We start from the raw sequence: 12,477 nt of genomic DNA on the forward strand, positions 1-12,477 counted from the left end.
TTTCAAGGGGAAAGTCACAAACTTGTCCCTATGAAAAAGCCAATTAGTTTAGATGTTATGGAGCACACATGAGCGAAACCGTATCTCAAAATAAAGAAACTCGTGGTTTTCAATCAGAAGTAAAACAACTACTGCATTTAATGATCCATTCTCTTTATTCAAATAAAGAGATCTTTTTGCGCGAGCTGATCTCTAACGCATCAGATGCATCAGACAAACTGCGCTTTCAGGCGTTATCTAACCCAGATCTATACGAAGGTAATGCAGACCTTTGCGTGAAACTGTCGTTTGATGAAAGCGCAAATACCTTAACCATTTCTGATAACGGTATCGGTATGAGCCGTGATGATGTGATTGAGCACTTAGGAACAATCGCAAAATCTGGAACAGCCGAGTTTTTCTCAAAGCTATCTGAAGAGCAGAGCAAAGACTCTCAGCTTATTGGTCAGTTTGGTGTTGGTTTCTACTCGGCATTTATCGTTGCTGACGCCGTTACCGTGCGCACTCGCGCTGCGGGTCTAGCCGCTGATGAAGCGGTACAATGGCACTCAGCGGGTGAAGGTGAGTACACCATCGAAAACATTACCAAAGAGTCACGTGGTACCGACATCATTCTTCATATGCGTGAAGAGGGTAAAGAGTTTTTGAATGAGTGGCGTCTACGTGACGTTATCAGTAAGTACTCTGATCACATCGGCATTCCTGTTTCAATCCAAACTGTCGTTCGTGATGACGAAGGCAAGGAAACAGATGAGAAGAAGTGGGAGCAAATCAACAAAGCCCAGGCACTGTGGACGCGTAACAAATCTGATATTTCAGAAGAAGAGTATCAAGAGTTCTACAAGCACGTATCACATGACTTTGCCGATCCCTTGGTCTGGAGTCATAACCGTGTAGAAGGTAAAAACGACTACACGAGCTTACTATACATCCCATCGAAAGCACCTTGGGATATGATGAACCGCGACCACAAATCAGGCTTGAAACTGTACGTACAGCGCGTATTCATTATGGACGATGCAGAGCAATTTATGCCGTCATACTTACGCTTCGTACGTGGTTTAATAGACTCAAACGATTTACCGCTAAACGTATCGCGTGAGATCTTACAAGACAATAAAGTGACTCAGTCTCTACGTAATGCTTGTACTAAGCGCGTGCTAACGATGCTTGAACGTATGGCCAAGAATGACGAAGAGAAATACCAATCATTCTGGAAAGAGTTTGGTCTTGTGATGAAAGAGGGCCCTGCGGAGGACTTTGCAAACAAAGAGAAAGTTGCAGGTTTATTGCGCTTTGCCTCAACTGAAGTGGACTCTTCTGAGCAAACTGTGGGCTTGGCGTCTTACGTTGAGCGCATGAAAGAAGGTCAAGGTAAGATCTACTACTTGACGGCAGACAGCTATGCAGCTGCGAAAAACAGCCCTCACTTAGAACAGTTCAAAGCGAAAGGCATTGAAGTTATCTTGATGTACGACCGCATTGATGAGTGGCTGATGAACTACTTAACTGAGTTTGATGGTAAACAGTTCCAGTCAATCACTAAAGCTGGGCTTGATCTAAGTCAGTTTGAAGATGAAGCAGAAAAAGAGAAGCAAAAAGAAACCGAAGAAGAGTTTAAGTCGGTTGTAGAGCGCACGAAGTCTTACCTAGGCGATCGTGTGAAAGAAGTTCGTACCACCTTCAAACTCGCATCTACGCCTGCTGTTGTGGTAACGGACGATTACGAAATGGGTACTCAAATGGCGAAGCTTCTTGCGGCAGCTGGTCAAGCTGTGCCGGAAGTGAAATACATCTTTGAGCTAAACCCTGAGCACAAATTGGTTAAGCGTATGGCTGACGAAGCCGATGAAGAAGCGTTTGGTCGCTGGGTTGAAGTTCTGCTTGGTCAGGCAATGCTAGCGGAGCGAGGCTCTATTGAGGATCCAACAGAGTTCTTAGGAGCCGTTAATCAACTTTTGACTAAGGTGTAATAACCTCTGCAAATCAAAAAGCTCGCATTTCGCGAGCTTTTTGTTTGTTGTCGCAAAATTTTGCATCTCAAGTGCTGAGTTAATAATCAATAGGGCGTGAAAGAGGGTACTGTTAACATTCTTTAGTCTTAATACACTCTTTGCTCAGAGAACCTGTGATAGAATCTGCGACTTGAATGTGAGTAATAAGGCGTGTATTTTTGCTCGCCTATATACGTTATACCGAAACTTATCGTTGCAGGTGCTTCTCAGGTTTGATGTCTAAGAGGTCAGCTATTGTGAGCTTCGGTATAAATCTTAAATATTAAAGAGGATAAATCATGCGCATCATTCTTCTAGGTGCTCCAGGTGCAGGTAAAGGCACACAAGCAAACTTCATCATGGAAAAATACGGTATTCCACAAATCTCTACTGGTGATATGCTTCGTGCTGCTATCAAAGCAGGTACAGAGCTTGGTAAACAAGCTAAAGCTGTTATTGACGCTGGTCAGCTAGTTTCTGATGAAATCATCCTTGGTCTTATCAAAGAGCGCATCGCTCAAGAAGACTGTGCAAACGGTTTCCTACTAGATGGTTTCCCACGTACTATCCCTCAAGCTGACGGCCTAAAAGAAATGGGCGTAGACGTAGACTACGTTATCGAATTTGACGTTGCAGACGATGTAATTGTTGAGCGTATGGCTGGTCGTCGTGCTCACCTTCCTTCTGGTCGTACTTACCACGTGGTTTACAACCCGCCTAAAGTGGAAGGTAAAGATGATGTAACTGGTGAAGATCTTGTTGTTCGTGATGACGACAAAGAAGAAACAGTACGTGCTCGTCTAGGTGTTTACCACGAGCAAACTGCGCCGCTAATCAACTACTACGGCAAAGAAGCTGAAGCAGGCAAGACTAAGTACCTTAAGTTTGATGGTACTAAGCAAGTAGCTGAAGTTAGTGCGGATATCGAGAAAGCACTATCTTAATTTGCTGAAGTCAAAAATTTAATATTTTGATATATTGAAAGCGGCCCAAGTGGTCGCTTTTTTTAGTTTACTCGTAAACATATATCTAATTAACTTCAGCTCGGCTATTCGTTACTTCGAGGTTACTTAAATATATGAACCAAGCCGTTTACCATGAATAGGATGTTATGAAAGAGAATAATAAACAGGGTGTACTCCTAGTTAACCTGGGAACTCCTGACGCACCAACCGCTCCTGCCGTAAAGCGCTTTTTAAGTCAGTTTCTTCATGATCACCGAGTGGTAGACATGACTCGATGGCTTTGGTGTCCACTATTGCACGGCGTTATCCTTCCTATCCGAGCTCCTAAAGTTGCCAAACTCTATCAATCAGTATGGATGGAAGAGGGCTCGCCGTTGATGGTGTACTCTAAACGCCAAACTGAAAAGTTAGCACAAAAGCTTGATATACCTGTAGAGCTTGGTATGACGTATGGTAACCCAAGTTTACAATCAGGCTTTGAAGCCCTATTGGCGCAAGGCGTTGATGAAGTCATTGTTTTACCTTTGTATCCGCAATACTCGGGCACAACAACGGCAGCGGTTTCTGACGGAATCACTAAAGCATTTAAAAACCTGCCTGTGATGCCGGGCTTTAGCTTTATTCGTGATTATTACAATCACCCGAAATATATTGAAGCGTTAGCGCATTCAGTTCGTGAACATTGGCAAAAGAATGGCCAGGGAGATTACCTGCTGTGTTCTTATCATGGTATTCCAAAACGCTATGCTGACAATGGTGATGTTTACCCACAGCATTGTGAAGAGACGACTCGCTTGCTTGGGGAAGCGTTAGGTTTAAGCGAACAACAAATTGGCATGACGTATCAGTCCCGATTTGGGAGAGAAGAGTGGCTTCAACCTTATACCGATAAGACCCTAGAAGCACTTCCTGCAAAGGGTGTGAAAAATATTAATGTTGTGACCCCTGCATTTTCGTCAGATTGTTTAGAGACGTTGGAAGAGATCTCGGAAGAGTGTAAAGAGATTTTCCTTGAAGCTGGTGGCGAAAACTTTACCTACATCCCTTGTTTGAACGATAGTGAACTTCATATCGAGATGATGGTTGAGTTAGTTCAATCTAAACTTTAGATACAAAAAAGGGTCGCAATAGCGACCCTTTCTACGTTTAGTTGAGCGATCAAGCAACTTGTACTTGCTGCTCTTCTACTTGCTCTGCCGTGCTGTGCGTATTTTCAGCGCCATGCATCCAGCGAACGAGTGTATTAGAGAATAGGAGCAAAATTACGCCACTTACGGTTGCGCTGACCGCAATACCACTAAAGATAGCCATAGCGCCTAACTCGCCTACGTGAGAGCCCACATAGCCCGCAACATAGTTAGCAATCGCATTACAGCCAAACCATGCACCCATCATAAGTGAAGCTAAGCGAAGCGGTGCTAATTTAGTTACCAATGAAAGACCAATTGGTGATAAACACAGCTCGCCTAATGTGTGGAAGAAGAAAGCGCCGACCAACCATAACATCGATGTTTTTACTGTTGTATCTCCACCTTGTTCTAGCACTGCGCCAACCATACAAAGGAAACCAATCGCCAAGAAAAATAGTGCCATCGCAAATTTCACTGGCGAAGTAGGTTCACGTTTACCCAATTTTACCCAAAGGACAGCCAGAACTGGCGCTAGAGTAATAATGAAAAATGGGTTTAGTGATTGGAACCACGCAGCAGGAACTTCGAAACCACCAATCATGCGATCAGTATATTGTTGAGTGTAGATGTTCATCAGACCACCAGCTTGTTCAAAGCCTGCCCAGAAGACAATAGTGAATAAGCTCATGACCAGAATTACTTTTAGTCGATTCACTTCTTCTTTGGTGAGTGGCTGCTTCGTGGTGGCGTTTTTGTTGTTTAGATCTCGTTTCGCCGCTGGTTCACGACCAATATCACCAAGCCATGATTGAGCCAGTACCATTTGCATCACTAGGCTAACCAGCATACCCACACCAGCGGCAACAAAGCCTGCTTTCCAACCGTAAGAGGTTGTCACAGAGCCAGAAACGACGCCGGCAAGTAATGCACCTAAGTTGATACCCATATAAAAGATAGTGAATGCGCCGTCACGACGGTTGTCACCTTCTTGATAAAGGTCGCCAACCATGGTTGAGATATTTGGCTTAAAGAGACCGTTACCAGTGATAAGTAGGCCAAGACCTAAATAGAAACTGTGTAGCGAACCAATACCTAAAGCATCAGCAGGAAGTGCAAGAGTAAACTGGCCGATGGCCATTAACGCGCCACCAAGCAAAATTGAGCGACGTTGACCTAAATAGTTATCTGCTAGGTAACCACCGATAAGAGGCGTGATATACACAAGCCCTGTGTATATGCCGTATAGGTCTAATGCGTCTTTGGTTGACCAGCCAAGGCCGCCATTCATTGTTGTATCGGTGAGGTAAAGCACGAGAATGGCACGCATTGCGTAGTAAGAAAAGCGTTCCCACAGTTCAGTACCGAACAATAAGAACAGGCCACGTGGATGACCAAAATATTGATGTTGGTTTGACATAAGCTCTTCTAATAATAGTTATTACATTTTTTAACGACTTCTACGTATACAATGCAATTCAACGAGTGACAAATAATAAAATTTTGCCATTCAACTATTTTTGTTTGTTAAGTGGCTGTTTTTGATTGGATTTGCAGATTATATGATGGTGTATTGGTTGTGTTACAAACTTAATTTCCATTTTTGCCTATGGACTTCTTTATCGTAAGTTGCTGAAAAATGTCGTTAATGCGAGCGATGTATAATCATACTTTTATAGATAAACTGAATATCAATGACTCAACTTTGGCTTAATGCTAGGATAAAAACAAAATAGAATTGGCTAGTAAAAAGATGAAACGTTGGTATCTACTTTATTGTAAACGTGGGGAGCAGGTTAGGGCGAAACAACACCTTGAAAATCAAGGTGTAGAGTGCTTTTATCCAACTGTAGAAGTTGAGAAGATTTTGCGCGGTAAAAGACAAAAAGTCGAGGAACCGCTGTTTCCTTGTTACGTATTCGCTTACTTTGATTATGAGCAAGGGCCAAACTTCACCTCAGTCCGCTCTACTCGAGGTGTTGTTGACTTTGTGCGTTTTGGTGCTCAACCGAAAGAAGTTCAAGGTGACTTGGTCTTCGAATTGATGCAGCTAGAAAAGTGTTGTAATGACAATACCGTTTCTGAATGTATGCCAAAACCAGGCGATCAAATTAGAGTTAAAAGCGGTCAATTTGCGGGCATAGATGCCATCTTCCAAGAACAAGATGGTGAGAAACGCTCAATTATGCTAGTTCAGATGATCACCAAGCGTGTGCCTGTCAGCATAGACAATAGTGATTTAGATTTAAAATAGCCTAATTCCATCAAACATAAAAAGAGGTGCAAAAGCACCTCTTTTTGATCGTATCTAATTTTTTGTCTGTTTTAAAAGGGTTGGACGAACCAACCCTTATCTTTATCGTAGAGAATTAGTATGAGTCGTTGTGAACGGTCTGTACTGCACGACCTGATGGGTCAACACAGTTTTGGAACGATTCATCCCATTCAATCGCCTTCGCTGAAGAACACGCTACTGAAGGGCCTCCTGGTACACACTCTGCTGCTGATGGAAGTGGGAATAACTCTTCAAAGATTTCACGGTACACGTAGCCTTCTTTTGTCGTTGGCGTGTTGTATGGGAATCGATATTGAGCTGTTTCCATCTGCTGGTCTGTCACTTTCTGTTCTGCTACTTCTTTCAGCGTATCGATCCAGCTGTAGCCAACGCCATCAGAGAACTGCTCTTTTTGACGCCATGCGATCGATTCTGGCAGGTAGTGCTCGAAGCACTCACGAAGGATGTGTTTCTCCATTTTACCGTTGCCACACATCTTGTCTGCTGGGTTCAAGCGCATTGCTACATCAATGAACTCTTTATCTAGGAAAGGTACGCGTCCTTCAACTCCCCATGCTGCCAGCGACTTGTTAGCACGAGCACAGTCGAACATGTTCAGAGCAAGCAGTTTACGCACAGTCTCCTCGTGGAACTCTTTCGCGTTTGGCGCTTTGTGGAAGTAAAGGTAGCCACCAAAGATTTCGTCAGCGCCCTCACCAGACAATACCATCTTGATACCCATCGCTTTGATCTTACGACCCATTAAGAACATAGGTGTTGATGCGCGGATAGTCGTCACGTCATACGTTTCAATGTGGTAAATCACGTCACGAATCGCGTCCAAACCTTCTTGAATCGTGTACGTCATTTCGTGGTGAACGGTACCAATTTGGTCGGCAACTTCGCGAGCGGCTTTCAGGTCAGGCGCGCCTTCTAGGCCAACAGCAAAAGAGTGCAGTTGAGGCCACCAAGCTTCAGACTTTTCATCATCTTCAATACGCATCGCTGCAAAGCGTTTTGCTACCGCAGATGTAATAGAAGAATCTAGACCGCCCGAAAGAAGTACACCGTAAGGCACGTCAGTCATTAGTTGGCGTTTAACAGCCGCTTCTAGCGCTTCAGTCAATTCTTCTTTGCTAGTGCTGTTACCTTGTACTGCTGCGTACTCGTTCCAGTCACGAACATAGTAACGTGTTGGCTCAGTATCTTTAGAGCTGTAATAGCTACCAGGAGGGAATTCACTTACTGTTTTACATACTGGAACAAGAGCCTTCATCTCTGATGCCACATAGTAGTTACCATGCTCATCGTGACCTTGATAAAGAGGGATAATACCAATATGGTCACGGCCGACTAAATACTCATCTTTTTCTTCGTCGTAGAGCACAAAAGCGAAAATACCGTTTAGTTCTTCAAGGAGATCTGCACCCATATCTTGGTAAAGTGCAAGAATGACTTCACAGTCTGAATCGGTTTGAAATTCGTACTTTCCTTCGTAACGAGCACGAATTTCTTTATGGTTGTAGATTTCACCATTGACGGCAAGGATGAGCTTCTTATCAGGGCTGTATAGCGGCTGTGCACCACTATTTAGACCAACAATCGCCAAGCGCTCGTGCGCTAAAATAGCACGCTCTGAAGAGTAAATCCCAGACCAGTCTGGGCCACGGTGACGAAGTTTTTTCGACATCTCTAATGCGATAGGGCGCAATGCGGCTGCATCGCTTTTAATGTCTAAAATGCCAAATACTGAACACATACTACATCCTTACTAAACTAAACAATTTCTAATCGGTATGGTTTAAATTTGCCATTACTAATAAAAAAAGCAACGTTTTGTGATTAAAAAAATGATAAAAGGCCTTGTTGTATGGAAAATATTTAACTCAATCGTTGTTTTGGTGAATGAGATCAAGGTTTGGTATAAAAACTATACAAAAAAGGCTTTCTATCAATAGAAAGCCTTTCAAAAAATATCAGTGCTGTTGCTTATTTAATTGGTGTGAATTTAGGCTGAAGTTGTTTACAGACGTGTCGAGCAAAACCGCTACCAGCTTCACTATATATATTGAATGCTGCGTCAACGCCATTTTCAAGTAAGCCTTCCAATTGATCTGGGTATTCGGCGATAGCGGCAATTTGCCCCTTATATTTTCTGCGTTTAAGCTGCTCAAGTGCTGTTTGGTTACCTTGATGATGTGGCATTGCAAGCAGAACCAGTTTTACATGACCTGTATCTAAAATTCGCTCCCAGAAATCCGGGTCGGTGGCATCACCAGAAATCACATTTCTTCCTTCTGAACGATGATGATGTGCAGCGTCTTCACGAATTTCTATACCCAATGAAATTTTGCCATAGCGTGAGCGTAGCTCATCATAAGCGCCCGTTCCAATACGCCCCATACCTAAGATCAATACTTGGGCATGACCTGGGTTGATGAGTTGGTCGCGTTGATTGAGCTTTTCTACCGCTGTCTCTTGCAGCCACTTACCTGAATGTTGATAAATTTTATGGCTAAGGCGGTTAAGTGGCGCGGAAATTACAAAGGATACCGACACCGCAACCGCAATCGCAGCAAGCATATCACTTGGCATCCAGCCCATTTTATAGGCCAATCCAGCAACAATAAGACCAAACTCACTGTAGTTAAATAGTGATAAAGAGGCGAGCAAAGAGGTACGTACTCGAAACTTAAAATGATTAATAGTGACGAAGTACAAGAGTCCTTTGATTGGTAGCAGTAAGATAAATAGCAGGGCGAGAACGACGCCATTCACGCTCAATGAGGCGGATAAACCAATGTTTAAAAAGAAGCAGACTAAAAAGAGCTCCTTCATATTGAATAATGACTTGGATAGTTCTGAGGCTTTTGGGTGACCTGCGAGTAGCATGCCTAAAATTAGCGCGCCCAAGTCTGGTTTCATCCCGACCAACTCGAATAGCCCAGCACCGACAACAAGCGCGAAGAAAATACCGAATAGCACCAGCATTTCGCCGTGGCCAACTTTATCGAGCAGCTTATAGAATAGGGGACGAAGGAAAGGCAGTGCGAACAAACCGATGGCATACCATTCTGGGACTTTTCCGGTTGAAGCAGTCAGGAATACTACGGCAAAAATATCTTGCATAACCAAAATACCGATCGCGAGTGTGCCGTAGGTCGCGTTCATTTCGCCTTTTTCTTGCAATGCTTTTACGGCAAAAACGGTACTAGAGAACGATAGTGCAAAAGCTAAAAGCAGGATTTGGCTGCCGTCCATACTGGCTAGCGAAGTCAAGCCCAGTAGTTTTAAGCCGGATAACGCTAGGGCAAAAAAAGCGGTAGAGAGTATGTTGTGGGCGGTTGCCCCTTCCCATATTTCTTTGGACAGCAGGGTTTTTACATCGAGTTTGAGTCCAATAGTAAACAGAAGAAGAGTAACACCAAGATCTGCGAGAGTGACGATAACGTCATTGCTTTGGTAACCAAATGCATGCAAGCCAAATCCAGCTAGTAGAAAACCAACGAGGGGAGGGAGGCTGCATTTAAGCGCAATAAAACCAGCTAAAAAAGCGGCTGTAATTAGAATAATTTCCATACTGTTAAGCTGTATTCCTGATATACAAAAACGGGCTGTGAAAACACAGCCCGAGATTGTAACTCAATTGGTTGTATAAACTTAGTCTTCCAGTAACTTTTGTAACAAAACTCCGTTCAGCATAGCGCGTTTAATCATCGCAAATGCGCCCATCGTTGGCTGCTTATCAATGTGAGAAGCCACGATAGGGAGGTCGTTATGGAAAGTTTTAAGAGATTGATTCTCTACGTTGCGTTGAATTGCAGGGAAAAGAATATCTTGTGCTGCAGTAATATCGCCAGCAATTACAATTTTCTGTGGATTAAATAAGTTAACCGTAATCGCAATCGCTTTACCTAGCTGGTTGCCCACTCGCACTAAACTCTGTTTCGCAAGTTCATCACCATTCATTGCGTGCTGACATACCGCTTCAATTGTGATGTTTTCAAGGTCGGTTAAGCTTGATTCGTATCCTTGAGTAATCAGTTGCTTCACTCGTTGAATAATCGCTGGGTTTGCAGCTACGGTTTCTAAACAGCCAAAGTTTCCACATTGGCATTGCTCACCAAGCGGGTCAATTTGGATATGACCAATTTCACCGACGTTGCGGTTAAAACCAAGAAAAACCTGGCCGTTAACGATAATACCTGCGCCAGTACCGCGGTGGACGCTAACCAAAATAGAATCCTGGCAGTCTTGGCTTGCTCCAAAGTAGTGCTCAGCCAACGCCATGCCACGTACGTCGTTGCCAACAAAGCATGCTGTATTAAACTTCTCTCCAACAATTTCACCGAGAGCAAGATTATCGATATCGGTATTAGGCATGTATTCGACCACGCCAGTTGTTGGGTTAACAAGGCCCGGTAAAGTGATGCCGATAGCGATGAGTTGATCAATTTTGTCTTCGCAACGGCTTACGAAATCTTTTAATAAATCGATGAGTCCTGCGATTAAGTCTGCTTGGTTAGTGTAGTACAGTTCATGCTGATCTTCTGCCAGCGCGGTACCACCTAAATCGTATAAACTGAACTGTACGTAATCTCGACCTAAGCGAACGGCAATCGAATGAAAAGGTTTGACTTCAGTAGTCAAAGAGATCGCACGACGACCACCAGTTGAAGCTTGTTGGGCGACCTCCTTAATAAGGCCGCGCTCTAAAAGTTGGCGGGTTATTTTGGTAACACTAGCAGGCGCGAGTTGACTCACGTCCGCGACTTGAATACGGGAGATAGGACCTTGCTGATCAATCAGCCTATATACCGCAGCGCTGTTAAGCTGTTTTACTAAATCTACATTACCAATCTGTCCGCCATTCATGCTTAATTTTGCTCGTATTGTCCGTTAACAACCGTCGCTTTTACTTTAAAGTCACGATCGAAAATAGTCAGGTTTGCAACCATCCCTTTTCGAACTCGGCCAAGGCGATCCTCAACACCAATTGCTGTTGCTGGGTATAACGTGGCCATTCGTAGAGCTTCGTCTAAAGCGATCCCCGCGTGCTCAACTGAATTCTGAACTGCTTCAATCATTGTCAAAGCTGAGCCGCCTAGCGTGCCATTTTCATCAACACACTTACCATCTCGGTAATATACTTTCTTACCGACAAAAATAAAGTGATCAATGTTAGCACCTGCTGGAGCTGTGGCATCCGTCACCAAAACAAGCTTTTCACCTTTGATTTTATGAGCAATTCGGATGTTTGCGTAGTCGACGTGAAAACCATCAGCAATAATGCCAGCGTATACGTCAGGAGTATCGTAAATTGCACCAACAACTCCTGGTTCACGACCAACCATTGGTGTCATTGCATTAAAGAGGTGTGTGGCAAAAGTAATGCCTGCTTCAAAGCTTTTACGTGCTTCGGCGTAGGTTGCATTTGTGTGGCCAATTGAAACCACGATGCCAGCAGCCTTTAATCGCGCAATATGCTCTGGGTCGTTATGCTCAGGTGCTAGCGTTACTTTCGCTACGATATCGGCGTTTGCGCAGATAAGGTCGATCATGCTTTCGTCTGATGGGCGAATAAAATCGACGTTATGGATGCCTTTTTTCGCGACGTTAAGGTAAGGACCTTCGAGGTGTAAACCAAGCGATTGATTTTGATACTTGTTGTGGTACTCACGAGCTGCGGCAATTGCAGTTCGCATATCTTCATCAGATGACGTAATGAGTGTTGGCAGGAAGCTAGTACAGCCAGATTTGAGGTTTGCCTGGTGCATGATTTGCATGGTTTCAGGGGTAATTGCATCGTTTAGCATTACACCGCCACAACCGTTCAACTGCAGATCGATAAAGCCTGGACTTAGATTAGCGCCTGCAAGGTCTTTTAGTTCGATGCTTTGAGGTAGCTCAGAAACCGGCACAATAGATTGAATAAGATCGTTTTCGATGATGACCGCATGATCGGTAAGAACATCACTACCGGTATAAATTTTACAGTTACTTAGCGCGTACATAGTCAGCTAGTCCTTATAGATGAGAATTCAATTTCTATATCGTTATCTAAGTAGAGACTGCTTCAGTCATATGGGTACTTAGTTTGTATCACTGAATTAGAT

9 protein-coding genes are annotated in these 12,477 nt (G+C 43.7%); 4 read left to right on the forward strand and 5 right to left on the reverse strand.

The window, feature by feature from the left end; all coding sequences use genetic code 11:
• The first annotated feature begins 68 nt into the window (after positions 1 to 68).
• From htpG to hemH, 3 genes are all read left to right on the forward strand, one after another.
• Positions 69 to 1,973: a molecular chaperone HtpG gene (htpG, locus tag R7Z77_RS10885; protein WP_213896438.1), complete on the forward strand. Its 1,905-nt coding sequence runs from the start codon at positions 69 to 71 to the stop codon at positions 1,971 to 1,973.
• A 320-nt stretch (positions 1,974 to 2,293) separates the two neighbouring features.
• The gene (adk, locus tag R7Z77_RS10890) at positions 2,294 to 2,938 is read left to right on the forward strand and encodes an adenylate kinase (RefSeq protein WP_005382094.1); all 645 of its coding nucleotides are present in this window, start codon (positions 2,294 to 2,296) and stop codon (positions 2,936 to 2,938) included.
• Between the two features lie 167 nt (positions 2,939 to 3,105).
• A complete protein-coding gene (gene hemH, locus R7Z77_RS10895; RefSeq protein ID WP_017819956.1) occupies positions 3,106 to 4,068 on the forward strand; it encodes a ferrochelatase in 963 nt (320 codons plus the stop codon).
• 49 nt (positions 4,069 to 4,117) lie between these two features.
• Here the strand turns inward: hemH and R7Z77_RS10900 are convergent, their stop codons facing one another.
• Entirely contained in the window at positions 4,118 to 5,506 is a 1,389-nt protein-coding gene (locus R7Z77_RS10900; protein ID WP_005382097.1) for a peptide MFS transporter, read from the reverse strand.
• A gap of 333 nt (positions 5,507 to 5,839) precedes the next feature.
• On the opposite strand from R7Z77_RS10900, the gene rfaH reads away from it, so the two are divergent.
• Entirely contained in the window at positions 5,840 to 6,340 is a 501-nt protein-coding gene (gene rfaH, locus R7Z77_RS10905; RefSeq protein WP_005382098.1) for a transcription/translation regulatory transformer protein RfaH, read from the forward strand.
• A gap of 115 nt (positions 6,341 to 6,455) precedes the next feature.
• Here the strand turns inward: rfaH and asnB are convergent, their stop codons facing one another.
• The 4 genes from asnB to nagA form a co-directional block, all read right to left on the reverse strand.
• The gene (asnB, locus tag R7Z77_RS10910) at positions 6,456 to 8,120 is read right to left on the reverse strand and encodes an asparagine synthase B (protein WP_005384979.1); all 1,665 of its coding nucleotides are present in this window, start codon (positions 8,118 to 8,120) and stop codon (positions 6,456 to 6,458) included.
• Positions 8,121 to 8,350: 230 nt separating this feature from the next.
• Entirely contained in the window at positions 8,351 to 9,940 is a 1,590-nt protein-coding gene (locus tag R7Z77_RS10915) for a cation:proton antiporter family protein (protein WP_318136654.1), read from the reverse strand.
• A gap of 81 nt (positions 9,941 to 10,021) precedes the next feature.
• Complete coding sequence (nagC, locus tag R7Z77_RS10920; RefSeq protein WP_042523152.1) at positions 10,022 to 11,236, reverse strand: DNA-binding transcriptional regulator NagC; 1,215 nt, start codon at positions 11,234 to 11,236, stop codon at positions 10,022 to 10,024.
• 2 nt (positions 11,237 to 11,238) lie between these two features.
• A complete protein-coding gene (nagA, locus tag R7Z77_RS10925; RefSeq protein ID WP_054578023.1) occupies positions 11,239 to 12,375 on the reverse strand; it encodes an N-acetylglucosamine-6-phosphate deacetylase in 1,137 nt (378 codons plus the stop codon).
• Positions 12,376 to 12,477: the final 102 nt, after the last annotated feature.

It is taken from the genome of Vibrio sp. 1401 (genome assembly GCF_033340295.1).

Excerpts from the sequence above, each read along its gene's own strand:
- nagC (WP_042523152.1), bottom strand. The coding sequence starts at position 11,236 with ATGAATGGCGGACAGATTGGTAATGTAGATTTAGTAAAACAGCTTAAC.
- R7Z77_RS10915 (WP_318136654.1), bottom strand. The coding sequence starts at position 9,940 with ATGGAAATTATTCTAATTACAGCCGCTTTTTTAGCTGGTTTTATTGCG.
- hemH (WP_017819956.1), top strand. The coding sequence starts at position 3,106 with ATGAAAGAGAATAATAAACAGGGTGTACTCCTAGTTAACCTGGGAACT.
- htpG (WP_213896438.1), top strand. The coding sequence starts at position 69 with ATGAGCGAAACCGTATCTCAAAATAAAGAAACTCGTGGTTTTCAATCA.
- asnB (WP_005384979.1), bottom strand. The coding sequence starts at position 8,120 with ATGTGTTCAGTATTTGGCATTTTAGACATTAAAAGCGATGCAGCCGCA.
- nagA (WP_054578023.1), bottom strand. The coding sequence starts at position 12,375 with ATGTACGCGCTAAGTAACTGTAAAATTTATACCGGTAGTGATGTTCTT.
- R7Z77_RS10900 (WP_005382097.1), bottom strand. The coding sequence starts at position 5,506 with ATGTCAAACCAACATCAATATTTTGGTCATCCACGTGGCCTGTTCTTA.
- rfaH (WP_005382098.1), top strand. The coding sequence starts at position 5,840 with ATGAAACGTTGGTATCTACTTTATTGTAAACGTGGGGAGCAGGTTAGG.
- adk (WP_005382094.1), top strand. The coding sequence starts at position 2,294 with ATGCGCATCATTCTTCTAGGTGCTCCAGGTGCAGGTAAAGGCACACAA.